20 protein-coding genes are annotated in these 16,834 nt (G+C 63.4%); 13 read left to right on the plus strand and 7 right to left on the minus strand.

Features of this window, described 5'->3' with window-relative positions; genetic code table 11:
- The 3 genes from GSQ76_RS32735 to GSQ76_RS16875 form a co-directional block, all read right to left on the minus strand.
- The coding region (locus GSQ76_RS32735) for a transposase (RefSeq protein ID WP_158745303.1) at window positions 1–143 on the minus strand (143 nt) is incomplete at its 3' end.
- Window positions 144–345: 202 nt separating this feature from the next.
- Window positions 346–717, minus strand: coding sequence for a response regulator (locus tag GSQ76_RS16870; RefSeq protein ID WP_256366993.1), 372 nt, complete (start codon window positions 715–717; stop codon window positions 346–348).
- Window positions 718–1,172: 455 nt separating this feature from the next.
- Window positions 1,173–1,832, minus strand: coding sequence for a TetR/AcrR family transcriptional regulator (locus GSQ76_RS16875; RefSeq protein WP_254070455.1), 660 nt, complete (start codon window positions 1,830–1,832; stop codon window positions 1,173–1,175).
- A gap of 61 nt (window positions 1,833–1,893) precedes the next feature.
- Here GSQ76_RS16875 and GSQ76_RS16880 point away from each other — a divergent pair, with 61 nt between their 5' ends.
- The 4 genes from GSQ76_RS16880 to GSQ76_RS16895 all read left to right on the plus strand — a co-directional run bounded on the left by GSQ76_RS16880 (window position 1,894) and on the right by GSQ76_RS16895 (window position 4,899).
- Window positions 1,894–2,547, plus strand: coding sequence for a peroxiredoxin-like family protein (locus GSQ76_RS16880; protein WP_158745306.1), 654 nt, complete (start codon window positions 1,894–1,896; stop codon window positions 2,545–2,547).
- 37 nt (window positions 2,548–2,584) lie between these two features.
- Window positions 2,585–3,289 (plus strand): glutathione S-transferase family protein, encoded by a 705-nt coding sequence (locus GSQ76_RS16885; protein ID WP_158745307.1) that lies wholly within the window; start codon window positions 2,585–2,587, stop codon window positions 3,287–3,289.
- An 11-nt stretch (window positions 3,290–3,300) separates the two neighbouring features.
- Entirely contained in the window at window positions 3,301–4,104 is an 804-nt protein-coding gene (locus GSQ76_RS16890) for an SDR family oxidoreductase (RefSeq protein ID WP_158745308.1), read from the plus strand.
- Window positions 4,105–4,248: 144 nt separating this feature from the next.
- A complete protein-coding gene (locus tag GSQ76_RS16895) occupies window positions 4,249–4,899 on the plus strand; it encodes a glutathione S-transferase family protein (RefSeq protein WP_158745309.1) in 651 nt (216 codons plus the stop codon).
- 11 nt (window positions 4,900–4,910) lie between these two features.
- On the opposite strand, the gene GSQ76_RS16900 is transcribed toward GSQ76_RS16895, so the two are convergent.
- Window positions 4,911–5,873 (minus strand): LysR family transcriptional regulator, encoded by a 963-nt coding sequence (locus tag GSQ76_RS16900; protein ID WP_158745310.1) that lies wholly within the window; start codon window positions 5,871–5,873, stop codon window positions 4,911–4,913.
- 68 nt (window positions 5,874–5,941) lie between these two features.
- Between GSQ76_RS16900 and GSQ76_RS16905 the strand changes: the two genes are divergently transcribed.
- The 6 genes from GSQ76_RS16905 to GSQ76_RS16930 all read left to right on the plus strand — a co-directional run bounded on the left by GSQ76_RS16905 (window position 5,942) and on the right by GSQ76_RS16930 (window position 11,254).
- Window positions 5,942–6,676, plus strand: coding sequence for a peroxiredoxin-like family protein (locus GSQ76_RS16905; protein ID WP_158745311.1), 735 nt, complete (start codon window positions 5,942–5,944; stop codon window positions 6,674–6,676).
- A 29-nt stretch (window positions 6,677–6,705) separates the two neighbouring features.
- Entirely contained in the window at window positions 6,706–7,344 is a 639-nt protein-coding gene (locus tag GSQ76_RS16910) for a glutathione S-transferase family protein (protein ID WP_158745312.1), read from the plus strand.
- Between the two features lie 53 nt (window positions 7,345–7,397).
- Window positions 7,398–7,700, plus strand: coding sequence for a putative quinol monooxygenase (locus tag GSQ76_RS16915; protein WP_158745313.1), 303 nt, complete (start codon window positions 7,398–7,400; stop codon window positions 7,698–7,700).
- Window positions 7,701–8,183: 483 nt separating this feature from the next.
- Window positions 8,184–8,921 (plus strand): SDR family NAD(P)-dependent oxidoreductase, encoded by a 738-nt coding sequence (locus GSQ76_RS16920; RefSeq protein ID WP_158745314.1) that lies wholly within the window; start codon window positions 8,184–8,186, stop codon window positions 8,919–8,921.
- A gap of 180 nt (window positions 8,922–9,101) precedes the next feature.
- Complete coding sequence (locus GSQ76_RS16925) at window positions 9,102–10,385, plus strand: xanthine dehydrogenase family protein molybdopterin-binding subunit (protein WP_216851104.1); 1,284 nt, start codon at window positions 9,102–9,104, stop codon at window positions 10,383–10,385.
- Window positions 10,382–11,254 carry an aldo/keto reductase gene (locus tag GSQ76_RS16930; protein WP_158745315.1) on the plus strand — a complete coding sequence of 291 codons (873 nt, stop codon included), beginning with the start codon at window positions 10,382–10,384 and terminating at the stop codon, window positions 11,252–11,254. The genes GSQ76_RS16925 and GSQ76_RS16930 overlap by 4 nt, the downstream gene beginning before the upstream one ends.
- Window positions 11,255–11,261: 7 nt before the next feature.
- Here the strand turns inward: GSQ76_RS16930 and GSQ76_RS16935 are convergent, their stop codons facing one another.
- From GSQ76_RS16935 to GSQ76_RS16945, 3 genes are all read right to left on the minus strand, one after another.
- Window positions 11,262–12,497 carry a multidrug effflux MFS transporter gene (locus GSQ76_RS16935; RefSeq protein WP_174247363.1) on the minus strand — a complete coding sequence of 412 codons (1,236 nt, stop codon included), beginning with the start codon at window positions 12,495–12,497 and terminating at the stop codon, window positions 11,262–11,264.
- 72 nt (window positions 12,498–12,569) lie between these two features.
- Window positions 12,570–13,565, minus strand: coding sequence for an aldo/keto reductase (locus tag GSQ76_RS16940; RefSeq protein WP_158745331.1), 996 nt, complete (start codon window positions 13,563–13,565; stop codon window positions 12,570–12,572).
- A 303-nt stretch (window positions 13,566–13,868) separates the two neighbouring features.
- Complete coding sequence (locus GSQ76_RS16945; RefSeq protein WP_216851105.1) at window positions 13,869–14,252, minus strand: SDR family NAD(P)-dependent oxidoreductase; 384 nt, start codon at window positions 14,250–14,252, stop codon at window positions 13,869–13,871.
- An 87-nt stretch (window positions 14,253–14,339) separates the two neighbouring features.
- Here GSQ76_RS16945 and GSQ76_RS16950 point away from each other — a divergent pair, with 87 nt between their 5' ends.
- From GSQ76_RS16950 to GSQ76_RS16960, 3 genes are all read left to right on the plus strand, one after another.
- Window positions 14,340–14,927, plus strand: a complete 588-nt coding sequence (locus tag GSQ76_RS16950; protein WP_216851106.1) for a substrate binding domain-containing protein — start codon at window positions 14,340–14,342, stop codon at window positions 14,925–14,927.
- 313 nt (window positions 14,928–15,240) lie between these two features.
- Complete coding sequence (locus GSQ76_RS16955) at window positions 15,241–16,002, plus strand: SDR family oxidoreductase (protein WP_158745333.1); 762 nt, start codon at window positions 15,241–15,243, stop codon at window positions 16,000–16,002.
- Window positions 15,999–16,834 (plus strand): MFS transporter (locus tag GSQ76_RS16960; RefSeq protein WP_158745334.1); only part of this gene is annotated, 836 nt, incomplete at its 3' end. The genes GSQ76_RS16955 and GSQ76_RS16960, both read left to right, overlap by 4 nt.

Below are 16,834 nucleotides of genomic sequence, written 5' to 3' on the forward strand. Positions count from 1 at the left end.
GCAGTGAGTTCCTTGATCCAACGCCGCAGGATGTTCTCGCCGACATCCAGGTCCCGGCTGGCCTGCACCACCGAAACACCACGCTCCTTGACCAGCCGGACCGCCTCCAGCTTGAACTCTCGGCTGAATTGTCGCCGCGCCATCTGCACCCTCCAATCTCGTGAAACACCCTAATCTCGGTGTCCACCAAACCGGCAGCAGCTCAGGTGGTCGAACCAGCCGGTGATGCCGTTGACCCCGCTCTACCGCTGCCGTCAACCTGCGAACTTGGGCAGTCTCACCAGCGAACGGCGGCTTTCAGGCACGGCTAACAACAGGCTTAACAACGGTAGATGGCGAGGTTCCCTAATCGAGAGCGATCATCTCCTGTAAGTGACCGATCACCTCATCGATCTCGTAGGGCTTCCTGAGGAACCGAGTTCTCCGGGGCAACACATGAGGATCTGGGCGTGCAATGCCACTAGCCAAAAGAATTGCGATCCATGGCCAATGGCGATCCGTGTGGTGTGCGAGATCCAGTCCGGTGAGCTGCCCAGCGAGATGGTGGTCCGTGAACAGCCCCCGCACGTCGTCCGCATGCTCTTCCAAATATTGGATCGCTCCTTCGGCATGGGCGACTTCAAACACGCGGTATCCCTCCTCTCTGAGGGCATCAACCGCGAGCATACGAACGACTGCTTCATCTTCAACGACTACAATGACTTGCGCATCCCTCATTACAGAGCAACGGGCCCGCGAGGTTGCAAGTTGCTAGGTCTCTGGCCCGCTGGCGTCAACGAACAGTGAGCTACTTTGGTCGGCGGCTAGGACAGTTTCCTCAATTAGTCGATTGCGGGCTGGCTGTGGTCAAGGTCTGCCAGCATCACACGCTTGCCGTGGCGATGGAATCAGCCGTCACATTCCCGAAGCACCTGGTGACTTGGTCTTCTATAGGGCAGGAGCCCGTAAGTCCCCTGCACACTGCTTTGAGTTACTGCCAGGGCGCCAAAAGCGTGGGCGGCCACAATAGCAGCGACTTTGGCCGAGCCACCCGACAGATAGGCGGGTGGGCGCCGTCGACCTGAATACCCATGCTTGCCGCTTAGATACCTTGGCGCGATGCCTAAACGCGGGCGTCCATCGTTATCGTGCCATAGATGGGCTGTCCGCTGTCGACCCCGTTGATCGATTGTTCATGTCTGTGGCGACAGGGCACCACAGCGGAGCAGTGTTAAAGTTGGCGCAAGGACCCCTTCGAGCAGACCGCGTTCGGGCCGGACACGCGCTAGGACCCGGATTCCCATCAGCACACCGAGGAGATTGTGGGCAAGGCTCGAGGCCGGCAGCGCCATGCTGATAGTGCCGTCGCTTTGACCAATCTCGATGCGCCTTAGGAAAAACGCCTCGATCCGGAGGAGGACCTCCGCGACCACTTTACGAAAATCTGGGTCATGGGGTGCGACATCGAGCGCTGCATTGACCAGCATGCAGCCCTTGCGAGCCCGATCACTGAGCGAACGCCTGACGATCTCCTCGAAGAACGCCTCGATTCCCGCCAGTGGCGGCAGCTCTTCGCAGCGCCTGATCCGATCGGCGATGCTGCCCTCGACATAATGGTCCAGCGCTTTCTGGTAGATCGAGCGTTTATCGCCGAAGGCGTTGTATAGGCTTGCTGCCGTGATGCCGGTCCCAGCGACAAGATCCTTCACCGACGTGGCGTCGTAGCCGTTCGTCCAGAAGCACAGCACCGCCGCGTCCAGCACGGTGCCCTCATCGAATTCCCGCGGCCTTGCCATCCCGTCACCACCCCACTGCTCAGCTTGCACCTTGCCACACGCGTCCGCGGTATGCATTCTAGGATAATCATACTAGAACGCAAGCCGGCGATGGCGAGCGCGGGCAGGGAACAGCGCGATGGGATTGCAGCAGCAGCTCGACGCCTTCAAAGCCGAATTTGCGCACACGGCACCTGCCGGCCGGCCAGCGCTCTATGACGCGAAGATAGAGGATTTGCGTCTCAGTTTCGCACAGGAATGCGCAACGGGTTTGGGCGACATGACGCCAGCGTTCTCACTGCCGAACCAGCACGGCCAGGTGGTGTCGCTAGACGACGTGCTGCGGACCGGACCGGCCGTCTTAACCTTTTATCGCGGGGGCTGGTGCCCCTACTGCAACATTCAACTCCGGGCCTATCAAGGCATACTGCCGGGGATCACCGCGTTGAATGGGCGGCTGATTGCGATCTCGCCGCAACGGCCTGATGGCTCGCTTTCCACGGCCGAAGCCAATGCCCTAGCCTTCGACGTGCTGAGCGACGTCGGCAACGACCTTGCCCGCCGCTTCGGCTTGGTCTGGTCGCTGCCCGAGGAACTGCGGGCGGCGCTACGATCGAACAACAAGGCGCTGCCAGACATCAATGGCGACGACAGTTGGGAACTGCCAGTGCCCGCGACCTACGTCATCGGTCGGGACGGTCGGGTCGCGCTGGCGGCCATTGAGGTCGACTATCGCAAGCGGCTGGAGCCCGACGCCATCTTGGCGGCACTCAGAACCTTGGGCCCAGCTTGAACGCATCGCGAGATACCAAAGCAACCAAGGAAATTTCATGATCCGGTTCTATTTTCACCCGACGCCTAATCCCGCAAAGATCGCACTCCTGCTGGAAGAGGCGAGTCTGCCCTACGAAGTATGCCCGATCGATACCAGCAAGGGCGAACAGCACGCGCCCAATTTTCGCGCGATCAATCCGAACGGCAAGGTGCCGGCGATCGTCGACACGGACGGTCCGGACGGCAAGGAAGCGCGCGTCTTCGACTCCACGGCAATCCTGATCTACCTCGCAGAAAAGACCGGTAAATTCCTGGGCACACCGCAGAACCGGCCAGAGTTGCTCTCTTGGCTGCTTTTCATCGCCTCGGGCCTTGGCCCATTCTCGGGCCAGTCCGTGCATTTTCAATTCGCGGCCCCGGAGGGTAATGACTACGCCGTCAATCGTTATCGCCGCGAAGCGGAGCGCCATTATCAGGTGCTGGACGACCATATGCAGGGGCGACAATGCATCGTGGGGGACGACTACACGATCGCCGATATCTCGGCTTGGGGCTGGCTCGATCGAGCCTCACGTGTGCGCAAAGGCGCCGTGGATCCGCTTGCGCCTTACCCCAATCTGAAGCGCCTGTTTGCGACTGTCGAGGCGCGCCCGGCCGTGGCGCGCGCCCGCGCGGTAGGAAAAGACCACCCGTTCAAAAAGGTGAACGACGAGGAGACCAAACGCGCGCTCTTTCCCTCCAACTTCTTGCCTGCAGCCTGAGAGCGACAGCAATGGAAATCACCGGGAAGCGCGTCCTCGTCACGGGCGGATCCAGCGGCATCGGGCTTGCAATTGCCCGGGTTTGTCTCGCCAAGGGCGCCAAGGTCGTGATCACCGGGCGGCGACCGGATCCGCTAGCCACAGCTGTCGCTGAACTCAAAGCGAGCGGCTCTATTTGGGGTGTCTCAGCGGATGTCGGCACCGCAACCGGTCGGGCAGCAACCTTGAAGCAAGCGCTCGACGCGCTGGGCGGTCTGGATATCCTGGTCAACAACGCTGGCGGCGTCCGGGCCGGCCGCCTAGAGACGACCTCGGAGGCTGACATCGAGGCCATGGTCGCGGTCGACTTGCTGGCGCCGATCCTGCTGACGCGAGCTGCCTTGCCGGCGCTGCGCGCCAGTGGCGACGCCGTGGTCGTCAACGTTGCGTCAGGGATCGCGCTGATTGGTGCACCGTTCTACACCACCTACGCCGCCGTCAAGGCCGGCCTCGCCCGGTTTGGCGAAGCGTTACGGCGCGAACTCAAGGGCGAGGGCATCCATGTGCTGACCGCCTATCCTGGCGGCACGGACACGCCGATGATGCGGTCGAACCGGGCGGGTCCGGAGCTCGGATTCTCGCGCGAGCCGGCGTCAGATGTTGCCGAGGCAATAATCGCCGGCATCGAAGCCGGCGCATTCGAGGTGATCCGCGGCGGCGAAACCCGGGCCAAGATGATCGCCATGAATCGCGACAATCCGGAAGCGGTCGACGAACGTTTCCTTGGCCTTAAGTCGGTCCTCGAAGACGCCGTGAAAGACCACTCGGCGCTCTAACCGGCGCTTTTGCGCATCGAGTGCCCAATGAAGAAAACCACGGACATGGGCAACGATATGGATGCCCATGATCATCGATGGCGCCCCAGCGGATGGCGGCGCTGTATGGCGTCCGAGCGTCTAGCGTAATGGGGGAAGAAGGCAGTGAGCGGGATTAGCATCTGGGGGCGGGCAAATTCGGTCAACGTGCAGAAGGTGCTGTGGTGTTGCGCTGAGTTGGGCGTGACACCCGATCGGATCAATGCCGGGATGGCGCACGGGCATGTCGATACCCCGGAATACCGCGCGATGAACCCCAATGGCCGGGTGCCGACGTTGGTCCAGGGCGACTTCGTGCTTTGGGAGTCCAACGCCATCATCCGCTATCTGACGCTGTCGCAGATCGAGGCCGGGTCGAAAGCCGCGCTCTCGCTCTACCCGGCTGCCGCGATCAAGCGTGCGCCGGTCGAGCGCTGGCTGGATTGGGTCCTGACCACCATGCAACCGGCCGAGCGGCCGCTGTTCTGGAACATGGTCCGCACCACGCCTGAGGACCGCGACGCCAAGGTGATCGCCACTGCGACGAAGGCGAGCGCGGATGCCTGGGCAGTTTTGGAGGCGCATTTGACCCATGGCGGCGCATTCGTCGAAGGTGACAGCTTCACCCTGGCCGACATCGTGCTCGGCGCCTATGCGCGACGCTGGTTCGGGGTCGATGTCCCGAACCGCCCGGTTTATGGAAGGCTCCGGGCCTGGTATGACGGCATTGCCCAACGCTTTGCCTTCCAGCAACACATCGCTTTGCCGTTGTCGTAGCGCCGCCGCCATCACGACACGGGTATCACGCTAACCTTGGCGTCCAAGGACGCGCGTTCATCGCCGGCATCGTCCGCTTCATTAGAGAACTTCGACCCGAGCTCCTGTTCGATGAAGTTCGCAAACGCCCGCGCTTTCATGCTGACGTTGCGCCCGGTCGGGAACACGGCCCACAGATCGATCTGTGGCAGCGACCAGTCGGCCAGCACCCGCGTCACGCGCCCAGACGCAATCTCGGGCAGGAACATCCACTCCGAAGTGACCGCAAGACCCATCCCTGAGAACACGGCCTCGCGCACGCCTTCAGCGGCCGTGAGGCGAACGCGGCCCTTGAGTTTGACGGCACTTTCTGCCGTGCCCTGCGTAAATGTCCAGACAGTGCCGCCGCCGCGCCGGTCATAGATCACCGACTGGTGTGCCACGAGGTCCGCCGGTGTCTCTGGAATCCCTGCTTCCGCGAAATAGCCGGGCGCGCCCACGACGATACGTGGGCTGCTGCCAATTTTGCGTGCCGTCAGCGATGAATCCTGCAGATCGCCCATTCGGAGCGCGATGTCGATGCCGGCCTCGACCAGATCGACATTGCGATCATCGAGAAACACCTCGACGTCAAGAGCAGGATGCATCGTCATGAATTTGCGCAGCACGGGTACGACGTAAAGCCGAGAGAAAGTGACCGCACCGCTGATGCGCAGGCGCCCAGAGAGCGCCGCGCCTGCTCCCCGGGCCTTGAGTTCAGCTTCATCGGCCTCTTCGACCGACCGCTTGGCATGTTCGTAAAAGATTTCGCCCGCTTCCGTCGGCGTTAGACCCTGCGTCGTACGCAGTAACAGCTTCACCCCGACCCGGTCCTCGAGCTGGGCGATAATCTTGGAAATCGCTGGTTGACCGACACGGAGCTGACGCGCCGCCTCGGTGAAGGAGCCGGTATCGACGACGCGCACGAAGGCGTCCATGGCGGCCAGTCGATTCATCGTCATTCCCCTTCGGAATGACGAATATGCCTTTACATAGCCTTCCCTCGTCAAGAGGACGTGGGCAAATGACGGTCGAGACGCTCACCGAAACATCCAGCCGAGGCTCACCAATGTGCCTGAAGTCGCGACTGGCGGCATTGCGTAGCCGGGCTGAGAGTGACCTGCCGCATGGCGCGTTCGACCGCCTACAGGCGGAAGCCGCCCAACTGCGCGCCTCGGGCACGCTGCGGCAAGCGCTCAAGGCCGGCGACACGGCGCCGGATTTTCGGCTGCGGGACGGGCAGGGCGCCATGGTTCGTCTCGGCGCCTTGCTACAAGCCGGACCTGTCGTCATCTGCTTCTATCGGGGTGACTGGTGCCAGTTCTGCACGCTCGAGCTCGAAGCCTGGACTCGCGTCAGTGGCGAGGTCACAGCCCTTGGGGCTTCGCTCGTCGGGATCGCTCCGCAAGCCAGCAACCTTCGCCATCAGTGCGGAACAGCGTCGACGCCGTTTCCACTGCTGGCTGATCTTGACGCCAAGGTGGCCAAGAGCTTCGGCGTTGCCTTTATGCCTGCCGACGAACTCCACGGCGAATACCGGGCGCTCGGTCGCCCCTGCGGTGCCGACTACCACACGCCGCTCCCGGTCCCCGCGACCTATGTGGTCGACCCGTCGGGCCAAATCGTCTTCTCATACCTCGACAGTGATTTCACCAATCGGATCGAGCCAGCCGAGATCCTGATCGCGCTGCGCCGCCTGCAATCCATGCGGCCCGCCGCTGCCGTTTCCAACCCGCCGCCCTTCAGGCGACGGACCTGAGTCTCACTCCCAATAGACGGAAGCCACCGATGTACAAAGTTTACGCTTTTGCGACACCGAACAGCGTGCGTGTACCAATCGCGCTTGAGGAGATGGGGCTTCCCTACGAGCTCAAGCCGGTTAACGTGCGCAAGGGCGAGCAGAAGCAGCCCGACTACCTTGCCATTAATCCAAACGGCAAGGTCCCGCTATTGGTTGACACCGAGGGACCTGGCGGCGAGCCGCTGACCCTCAGCGAGTCGGGCGCCATCCTGATCTACCTCGCGGAGAAGACCGGCCAGCTGCTGCCAAGGGACGGCGCCGAGCGGGCCCGCGTCTTCGAGCAGATGTTCTTTCATCTGACCGGCATCGGCCCGGCGCTCGGCCAAGTCGGCTTCTTCAAGCGTCAGGCTTCCGAACAGATCCCGATCGCGATCAACCGTTTCCAGACCGAGTCCGAGCGCGTTTTTGCCGTGCTTGACGGGGTCTTGGCTAAGCGCCGATTTGCCGCCGGCGACGCGTTCAGCATCGCCGACATCGTACATTTCGGCTGGTTGTGGCGCCGGGATTTCGCCGGCCTCGATCTCAATAATTGGCCGAATATTGCACGCTGGTACGAGATGATCGAGGCACGGCCGAACGTCCAGGCTGGCATCGCCAAGGTTACCGCCCTCGTGCCGCCGACCTGACTTTCCAATGACCGTAACGAATAGCAGCTCACCTCCGAACAGGACGCACGATCATGATTAAATTCGCACTCTTCGCCCGCCTGGAAGCCAAACCAGGCAAGGAACAGGCCGTTGCCGAGTTCCTAGCCACGGGCCTGAGCATGGCGAACCAAGAGACCACCACGCCGATCTGGTTTGCGCTGCGCCTGTCCACCCTTACCTTTGGCATCTTCGACGCGTTTGAGACGGATGCGAACCGCCAGGCTCATCTATCGGGACCGATTGCCCAGGCGCTGATGGCCAGGGCTGACGAGCTTTTCTCCGTGCCGCCGGCTATCGAGACAATCGAAGTACTCGGCCTCAAGAATACGGTTTGATACGAGGCGCCATGACCGGGTCACGGCCGGCCATGGCGCCGTCGAACGATCTCGAGACGTTAGGCGCGTTTAGGATCGCGAAGAGACTTTGCCAGTCCGCGCTGCCATTACGTGCCGGTTGTTGCGTCCCGGCGTCGAGCGCATGCAGGGTCTTAAACGCCCGCCGTTATGGACATCAATTTACGCCCACCATTGGCCGCCGATAACCGCCGCCGAAATCAAGGCGCGTTTCACGTCGATGGGTCGGCGGCGCCGCAAGTCTGTTATCGGCCGATCTGCTGTCCTGGGCGGTGGCGGAGATCCCTGCCGGTCTCAATGGCCCCTGGCGCATTCCAAACAGGAATAAAGATTAGTCTCATCGGCCATCTACGGGCCGATCCCCTAATCGCCTATTTCAGGCTCTGGCGCCGATCCCGGCGCCAGAGCCGTGACCCGCATCGTCGACGAGCATCGCGGGACAGCTGAGAGTGAAGGATCGGTAGAATGAGCAAAAAACTAGAGGGCAAGATTGCGGTGGTGACCGGTGCCAGCGCGGGCATTGGCCTCGGTGTTGCGCAGGCTTTCGCCAGTGAAGGCGCGCGGGTGTTCATCACCGGCCGTCGCCAGTCGGAACTCGATAAGGCCGTGGCCGAGATCGGCAACGGTGCCGTTGGCATCCAGGGCGACGCCGGCAACCTCGCCGACCTCGACCGGCTCTACGCGACCGTTACGGAGAAGGCCGGCCACATCGACGTCCTGATGCTTAACGCCGGGTTCTATGAATTTGCGAAGGTCGGCGAGATCACTGAAGCGCACTTCGACAAGACCTACAGCGTCAACGTCAAGGGCCTACTCTTCGCGTTCCAGAAGGCCCTGCCGCTGCTGCCGAAGGGTGCGTCGGTGATTTTCACCGGCTCGATCGCGGGCTCGATCGGCATCCCCAGCATGTCGGTCTACCCGTCGACCAAGGCGGCCGTCCGTAACCTGGCCCGTGGCTGGCTACACGACACCAAGGAATTGGGGATCCGCATCAACGTGCTGAGCCCCGGCCATACGCTGACCCCGGGTCTGCAGTCTTTGATCCCGAATGAGGCCCATGCCGGAATTATCGACAGGATCCCGCTCGCGCGCCTCGGCACGCCCGAAGACCTAGGCAAGGCAGCCGTCTTCCTAGCTTCCAACGACAGCGCCTACATCACCGGCATCGAGCTCGATGTCGATGGCGGCGTCTCTCAATACTAAAACCTAAATCGGAGCGGCAGGTTGGACCCAGCCTGCCGTTCCAACGATTTCTGGCCGTCCCCCTTATTGCACTGACGAGCAGGAAGCGAGACATGCATAGTAAAGTGATCAACGCTGCCCGCATTGGGGCTTTTCTATATGTAATCTGGGGAATTCTGCATCTATTAGCAGCTTTCGGGATTGGGCTGGTCCGGCAACCTGCCGGAAGGCGGCCCGGAGACGGCCGTCATGCAGACGCGCCTGCTTTACGCCGGGGCGAATCGTATGACGGCAACGCGCCTCGCCGTCCTCGACCTGCCCGAAGGCAATGCCATGCGTGCACCGGGCGAGGCGCCGGGATTGATGGCCCTGGAGATCGCCATGGACGAAATGGCGGAAAGACTGGGGATGGATCCGGTCGAGTTCCGGGTCATGAACGACACCCAGGTGGATCCGGAACATCCAGCCCGCCGCTATTCCCAGCGTTCGCTGATCGAGTGGCTCCGCACCGGTGCGGACCGCTTCGGCTGGAAAGCCCGCCGGGCGCCGGGCGCGCGGCGGGAAGGTCCATGGCTGGTCGGCATGGGCGTGGCGTCGGGTTTCCGCAATAACCTGCTGATGAAGTCCGGCGCTCGGGTTCTGCTCGACTCCAAGGGCGAGATTGCGGTCGAGACCGACATGACCGACATCGGTACCGGCAGCTACACCATCATCGCCCAAACTGCCGCTGAAATGATGGGGCTAGGCCTGCATCAGGTTACCGTCCGGCTGGGCGACTCCAGCTACCCAGTTGCCGCCGGTTCGGGTGGCCAGTTCGGCGCGAACAACGCCACGTCGGGTGTCTACGCGGCTTGCGTCAAGCTGCGCGAGGCGATCGCGCAGAAGCTGGGCTTCAACTCCGGCGACGTGACCTTCGCCGACGGTCAGGTTCGGTCGGGCAACCGCAGCGCCTCCCTGGCGGAAGCCGCGGGAGCAGACGGCATGATGGCGGAGGACGCCATTGAATACGGTGACCTGGACAAAAAATACCAGCAATCCACATTTGCCGGGCATTTCGTGGAGGCGGCGGTGGACGCCTACACCGGTGAGGTTCGCGTCCGGCGGATGCTGGCGGTGTGCGCCGCCGGCCGAATCCTGAACCCCCTGTCGGCACGTAGTCAGGTGATCGGCGCCATGACCATGGGCGTGGGTGCGGCACTGATGGAGGAACTGGCCGTCGACACCCGGCGCGGTTTCTTCGTCAACCACGACCTAGCTGGATACGAGGTGCCGGTCCATGCAGACATCCCGCATCAGGAGGTGGTCTTTCTGGAAGAAGTCGATCCGATGTCGTCGCCGATGAAAGCAAAGGGAGTCGGTGAACTGGGGCTTTGCGGTGTCGGCGCCGCCGTTGCCAACGCCGTCTACAACGCGACCGGCGTGCGGGTCCGTGACTATCCGATCACGTTGGACAAGCACCTCTCGCGCCTCCCGGACGTGGCATGAAGACGAGGACGTTGGGCCGAACTGGCCTGAGGGTGTCGGCAGTGGCGCTGGGAGGCGCCCCGTTCGGCTACGTGAACAAGGCCAATGGCTGGGATCCATGGTCCACTGAGGGGCGTAACACTGCCATCGCCACCCTAAACCACGCGCTCGACGCCGGGATTAATTACATCGACACCGCCCCACTTTATGGTAACGGCAATAGTGAGACGCTGATCGGCGAAGTCATGCGGAGCCGGCGCGACGAGTGCGTGCTGGCCTCCAAAGTCTGGTTCGAAAAGGACCATCAAGGTGTCCTGGCCAGCGTGCACGACAGCCTCAAGCGCCTGCAGACCGACCGCATCGACGTCCTGCAAGTCCATGGCCGGATGTACACCGCGGCCGATTACGAGCACATCGTCAACGGCGGACTACTGGATGCCCTGCGCAAGCTGAAGGAGCAAGGTAAGATCGGCTGCATCGGCATCACGACCGAGGAGCCGTGGACGGTCTTGCCCTTCTTGGCGCAGGGCGAATTCGACGTGTTCCAGATCGCCTACAACATCATCTACCAGGCGGCTTCACGGCACTTCCTGGTCGAAGCCGCGGAGGCCAACGCGGGCGTCGTCTCCATGCGGACGATGACGTCGGGCGTGTTCCAGCGGGCAGCGCAGTATCTGGCGCCCGAGTGGCAAGATGCGCGTGACCTCTACGAGGTCAGCTTGAAGTTCGTGCTTTCTGACTCCCGCATCCATTCAGCCTTGATCGGCATGCGCTGGGAGGACGAGGTGGACCGCAACGTGCAGATCGCCGACGGGTGGGAGCCGCCGATCGACATCGCGGCGCTGCCCCGGCTCACGGTCGACGTCTACAAAGCGGAAGATGCGGAGTAGTGCAGCCTTAACCCGGCGGTACAGTCAGGCGTGACGGCACAACCAGCCACGCGCAGAGGAAGCTCCCAACGGTGGCGAGTGCTACAACGCAGCCAAGCGACCTGGACGTGCCATCGGCGAATGCGCTGACTAGCGCGGAACAAATCATGCCGTTGCCGTACTGCATTGCGCCGACCAACGCCGATATGGCACCGGCGCGCTCCGGGTAACCTGCCATTGCACCGGCGATCGAGTTCGCGACGATGAAGCCGGTCGCCGAAACAAACAGGAACAGCGGTATCGCCAGTCCGGCCAGACCGCCCCAGTCCGTCCACGCCGCCACTGCTGCCGCCACTCCGAACAACGCGGCAGCGGCCGTGCCGCGAAGCATCAGCAAATCGCTCCCATACCGCATGACTAGGCGGCCATTGACTGTGTTGGTGGCCATGATGCCCAGGATTCCAACGCCGAACAGCAGGCCGTAAAGTTGAGCGGGAACGTGATGGTAGGTGATGTAGGCGGATGGCGTGCCCGCTACGTAGGCGAACATGGCGCCGTAGAATAGTCCGCCAGCCCCGCCGTAGCCGAGCAGTGTGCGGTTGCGCAGGAGCTTGCCGTAACGGACCAGCGCGCCGGACAACGGTTCGCCGTTGCGCTTGATGGAGGGCAGCGTCTCCGGCAGGTAGACCAGTGACGCGAGCGTCACCACGCCGACCGCGACCAACGTCCAAAAGATGGCCCGCCACCCGGCCACGGCCATAATCTGCGCGCCCAGTATGGGGCCGAGCAGCGGCGCTATGGCCATTACGGTGATCAGCGTGGACAGCATCTGCGCCGCGCGATTGCCGACGTAGAGATCGCGCACCATCGCGCGGGACAGCACCACACCGGCGGAGGCGCCGCCCGCCTGGACGACGCGCCACCAGATCATGGTCCAAGCGCTGCCGGAAAGTGCGCATCCGACGGAGCCGATGACGAAGAGGATCAGCCCAACGGAAATTGGCGCACGCCTGCCGTAGCGGTCGCTGACTGGTCCCCAAAGCAACTGGCCTGCGCTGAACCCAACCAGATAGCCCGAGATCGTCAGTCCAACGGTACCGGCGTCCGTATGGAGCGCGTCCGCCATCGTTGGCATCGCCGGAAGGTAGAAGTCGGTCGAGATGGAAGCGAATCCCATCAGGGCACTCAGGATGGCGAGTACGCGAATGCCATGTTGCGCGGCCGGTGTGGCAGGCGTTCCCGCGCGGAGAACTTCGGTTGTCATGTCTTTGGTCTCCGCCTGCCGTCGCAATAGAGTCGGCCCACGCGCCGGAACACGCGGACCTGTTCGGATCGACTAGCGCCCGGTGGTAGCCATCAGGTGCGCCGGATAACGCTCGCCCTCAATCTTGATGGCGGACGCAGCGGTCTCGATCTCGGCCAAGTCTCCTTCCGTCAATTCGACGTCGGCCGCCGCAAGATTCTCTTCCAGGCGGTGCAGCTTGGTGGTTCCGGGGATCGGCACGATCCAGGGCCTGCGCGCCAGCAGCCAGGCAAGCGCGATCTGCGCGGGCGTCGCCTTCTTCTCCCCGGCCATCCGCTTCAACAAGTCGATTACAGACTGGTTCGCCGCCATCGCTTCGGACGTGAACCGTGGCAGGGCGGCGCGGAAGTCGTTGGCCCCGATCTTCGTGTCGGCGGACATGGCCCCGGTCAGGAAACCCTTGCCGAGTGGGCTGTATGCCACCAAGCCAATGCCAAGCTCCTCGCAGGCGTCGAGGATCCCATTGGTCTCCACGCCTCGCGTCCACAGAGAATACTCGTTTTGCAGGGCCGTGACGGGCTGCACCGCATGCGCGCGGCGAACGGTCCGCGCGCCCGGCTCGGACAGGCCGAAATGCCGCACTTTGCCTTCGGCTATCAGGTCCTTCACCGCACCGGCAACGTCCTCAATGGGCACATCCGGGTCGACGCGGTGCTGGTAGAGCAGGTCAATGACCTCGATACCGAGACGCTTGAGTGAGGCTTCCGCGACCGCCTGGATGTTCTCCGGTCGGCTGTTCAGGCCGCCGTTCTTGCCGGTTGCCGGGTCCAGCGCGAAGCCGAACTTCGTGGCGATGATGACCTGGTCGCGCACTGGCGCCAGCGCCTCGCCGACGATCTCCTCGTTGGTCCAAGGTCCGTAGACCTCCGCCGTGTCGAACAGCGTGACACCGCGATCCACGGCGGCGCGGATGAGCGCGATAGACTCCGGCGTGCTCAGGGCGTGGCTGTAGCTGAAGTTGAGGCCCATGCAACCGAAGCCGATTGACGAGACCTCCAGGCCGCTGTTTCCAAGGAGACGCTTCTGCATGTTCAAATCCTTCGGTGTTCCTCCGGTGGAGGACGTCACTGTGATGGGATGAAAATACGGCGCGGGTGCCTTATGGATAAGGCGGCATAAACGGCATGAAGCTATATCGGGAATTCATCATTGGGCGTGATTCGGAGGTCGGCTTCGATGAGGAATCCTTTGCATTCGGCGTCTGCAAGAGGCCTGGATGGTAAGGAATGCTTTGCGTTGACCGCCTCCACCTCCTCCATCCATGGAGGTGCCACCCAGGATGGCGCAGGATGTCCGTTCCCCTGTGGCACCGAGGACCAGACATCCCATCGGTTAGAACAAGTAACGGCGCATCCCGCCATCTACGGTCAAAACGATGCCCGTGATGTAGCGAGCCCGCGGTGACGCAAGGAAGGTCACGGCGTTCGCTACGTCCTCGGGTTCGCCGAAGTCGCGAAGCGCGATCTCCCGCTCGGCGAACTTGCGGCGCTCGTCGTCGGGGTAGAGTCGGCGGATCTGGGCAGTGCCGATCAGGCCCGGCTGGATGCAGTTAACGGTGATGCCGTGCTGCCCGATCTGCTCGGACAGCCCTTTGGACCAGACGACCAGTCCGGCCTTGGCGACCATCGCGGCGTTGACGACCTCCGGCTCCAGGTTGCCGGAGATGCTGACGATCGCCCCGGACTTTAGGGGCAGCGACGGTGAGGTCGGCGGCAACTACGAGGGCGACGTGATCCAAACGCCGCGAGCGCCCTCGACCACCGTTCCCGCCTAGTCAATGAACGCCCGCACCTGCGGGGCAAGGTGGCGGCGCAGGACCCCGAACTCATTGCCCGGCGGCTGGCGAGCATCGAGCTATGGCCGTGCGCCAGCGCCGACTTGGCCGGTCATTCGCCGATCGCGAAACCGACCGACTTGCTCGCGCACAACCTCCTGGCGCATGCCGACCGCCGGGAGACGTGGGAGTTCCGCACGTTCGCTGGCGCCATCAGGGACATTGAAGTCGAGCCAGGTATCGTGGTGCCGGAGCCGGACGTCCTGAAGACGATGCTGATTGCGGGAGCGGGAATAGGACTGCTCCCGGACTTCCATGCGGCGAACGCAGTCGAAGACGGACGCCTGGTGCGTCTGCTACCGGAGTTCGCCGGTCGCTCGGTGGACGCCCATGCTCTCTACCCCAGCCACCGCAGCCTTTCCGCCAAGGTGAGAGTGTTCATCGACGCACTGGTGGACCATCTTTCGTATCGGGGCGCAGGCTTTTCCCCGTTGCCATTCCGCAACGCGTCGGGCGCTCGACGTGTGCGTGCGCAACGCTTCGTAACGTTTGCCGTTGGCAGGCTACGAAGGTTCAATATCGGGGTTATGGAGGCCGCGTGCGAGCGTCCAACTTAGGACCGGCAAAATACCCCGAGCGCTGCGATGTGAGTTTTCCTGACCTGAAGCGCCGAAATTAGTCGTTTGTAGCCATCTCCCGAGCGTCCGATAGTCAGGGCACCCGGGGGAGAAGCAGCTTGCAAAACGGTCCAACCAACAGCTCCACGTCAGCTTTCCTGCTGTCAGGCCGCTCCGGCGTCGACGTCTGGTCGGAGGCCGGGCGCAACATCGAACTCGCGCACCGAACGAATCTACCGGCGGGCTGGACCTCCTGGACCGCGCTCGTCCTCGTGCCGGTCGTGACTCTCTGTCTGCTTTCGCTGTGAGCGAGATGTCCGCATCCCAAGGGGCACCCGTCCTCCTCGTCACCGGCGGCAGCCGCGGCGTGGGGGCCGCAACCGCGCGACTCGCCGCCGCGCAGGGCTACGACGTGGCGATCAGCTACGTCGCCAACGAAGCCGCCGCCCATGCGGTCGCTGCCGACGTCGAGGCCGCCGGGCGCCGGGCGCTGCCCTTCCGTGCCGACAGCGCCGACCCGGAGCAGGTCGCCGCCTTGTTCGAAGCCATCGACGGAGCCTTCGGCCGCATCGACGTCTTGGTGAACAACGCCGGTATGCTGGCCAAACAGTCCCGAATGGAAGACCTCGGGTTCGAGCGGATGCAGCGCATCTTCGCGGTCAACTCGATCGGTCCCATGCTCTGTGCTCAACAAGCGGTCCGACGCATGTCTCACCGTCATGGAGGCCGGGGCGGGGTGATCATCAACGTCTCGTCGGCGTCGGCCCGGCTGGGCAGCCCCAACGAATACGTCGACTACGCCGCCTCGAAGGGCGCGCTGGAGACGTTCACCATCGGCCTCGCCAAGGAGGTCGCACGGGAGGGTATCCGCGTGGTGGGCGTCCGCCCCGGCCACATCTACACCGAGATGCACGCCAGCGGCGGCGAACCTGGACGGGTGGATCGCGTCAAGGACACGATCCTCATGGGGAGGGGTGGTCAGCCGGAAGAGGTAGCGCGTGCGATCCTGTGGCTGGCAGGCGCCGAGGCGTCCTTCGTCACCAATACGTTCCTCGACGTCACCGGCGGAAAATGAGCGACCTCGCCGCCGGATCGGTCACCATCGTCAAGAGTCACGCCAGGCGAACCCTGGCCCTGGCCGGTCTCGCCCACGCGCTGCACGACGGCTACACCTCCAGCATCTACGTGCTCCTGCCCGTCTGGCAGAGTCAGTTCGCCCTCGGCTACGGCGCCATGGCGGTTCTGCGCGCTCTCTACGTCGGAAGCCTCGCCCTCCTGCAGGTGCCGTCCACGCGCCTGGCCCGTATCTTCGGTCCGCGAACCGTCCTGGCCCTCGGCACCCTGCTCAGCGCGGGCGGCTACGCCTTGGCCGGATTTTCCGGCGGCCTGATTGGTCTATGCGTCCCCCTGGCGCTGGCGGGCGCGGGCAGCAGCACGCAACACCCTCTCGCTTCCGCCGCCGTGTCCCGCGCCTACGGAAAAGGCGCCCGCGGCCCGCTTGGCACCTACAACTTCGCGGGCGACATCGGCAAGGCGTCGCTACCGCCCCTGCTGGCGCTGCTGCTCACGGTTCTTCCGTGGCGGTCGTCGTTGTGGATCGTCGCCGGGCTGGGCGCCGTGGTGGCGCTGCTCGTCCAGTTGCTGATGACGCAAGTGGACCAGCCCGCGCCCCGCCAGTCCAAAGCCACGGCCGTGGGCAAAGGAAAAGGTGGGTTTGGTCTCCTTCTGGCCATCGGCATGCTGGATGGCGCGGCGGGCGTGACCTTCCTCCTCTTCCTGCCCACGCTACTTCGCGCCAAGGGTGCCTCGCTGCCGACGCTCGGCATCGCCCTGGCGCTCATCTTCATCGGCGGCGCCTGCGGGAAGGCGGCATGCGGATGGCTGGGAGCGAAGCTGGGTCTGTTGGC

The organism is Acidisphaera sp. L21 (assembly GCF_009765685.1).
GTDB lineage: Bacteria > Pseudomonadota > Alphaproteobacteria > Acetobacterales > Acetobacteraceae > LMUY01.

What these genes read in the sequence shown, in the direction of transcription:
- GSQ76_RS16870 (WP_256366993.1), bottom strand. Translation starts at nt 717, where the DNA reads ATGAGGGATGCGCAAGTCATTGTAGTCGTTGAAGATGAAGCAGTCGTT.
- GSQ76_RS16875 (WP_254070455.1), bottom strand. Translation starts at nt 1,832, where the DNA reads ATGCATACCGCGGACGCGTGTGGCAAGGTGCAAGCTGAGCAGTGGGGT.
- GSQ76_RS16880 (WP_158745306.1), top strand. Translation starts at nt 1,894, where the DNA reads ATGGGATTGCAGCAGCAGCTCGACGCCTTCAAAGCCGAATTTGCGCAC.
- GSQ76_RS16885 (WP_158745307.1), top strand. Translation starts at nt 2,585, where the DNA reads ATGATCCGGTTCTATTTTCACCCGACGCCTAATCCCGCAAAGATCGCA.
- GSQ76_RS16890 (WP_158745308.1), top strand. Translation starts at nt 3,301, where the DNA reads ATGGAAATCACCGGGAAGCGCGTCCTCGTCACGGGCGGATCCAGCGGC.
- GSQ76_RS16900 (WP_158745310.1), bottom strand. Translation starts at nt 5,873, where the DNA reads ATGAATCGACTGGCCGCCATGGACGCCTTCGTGCGCGTCGTCGATACC.
- GSQ76_RS16905 (WP_158745311.1), top strand. Translation starts at nt 5,942, where the DNA reads ATGACGGTCGAGACGCTCACCGAAACATCCAGCCGAGGCTCACCAATG.
- GSQ76_RS16910 (WP_158745312.1), top strand. Translation starts at nt 6,706, where the DNA reads ATGTACAAAGTTTACGCTTTTGCGACACCGAACAGCGTGCGTGTACCA.
- GSQ76_RS16915 (WP_158745313.1), top strand. Translation starts at nt 7,398, where the DNA reads ATGATTAAATTCGCACTCTTCGCCCGCCTGGAAGCCAAACCAGGCAAG.
- GSQ76_RS16920 (WP_158745314.1), top strand. Translation starts at nt 8,184, where the DNA reads ATGAGCAAAAAACTAGAGGGCAAGATTGCGGTGGTGACCGGTGCCAGC.
- GSQ76_RS16930 (WP_158745315.1), top strand. Translation starts at nt 10,382, where the DNA reads ATGAAGACGAGGACGTTGGGCCGAACTGGCCTGAGGGTGTCGGCAGTG.
- GSQ76_RS16935 (WP_174247363.1), bottom strand. Translation starts at nt 12,497, where the DNA reads ATGACAACCGAAGTTCTCCGCGCGGGAACGCCTGCCACACCGGCCGCG.
- GSQ76_RS16940 (WP_158745331.1), bottom strand. Translation starts at nt 13,565, where the DNA reads ATGCAGAAGCGTCTCCTTGGAAACAGCGGCCTGGAGGTCTCGTCAATC.
- GSQ76_RS16955 (WP_158745333.1), top strand. Translation starts at nt 15,241, where the DNA reads ATGTCCGCATCCCAAGGGGCACCCGTCCTCCTCGTCACCGGCGGCAGC.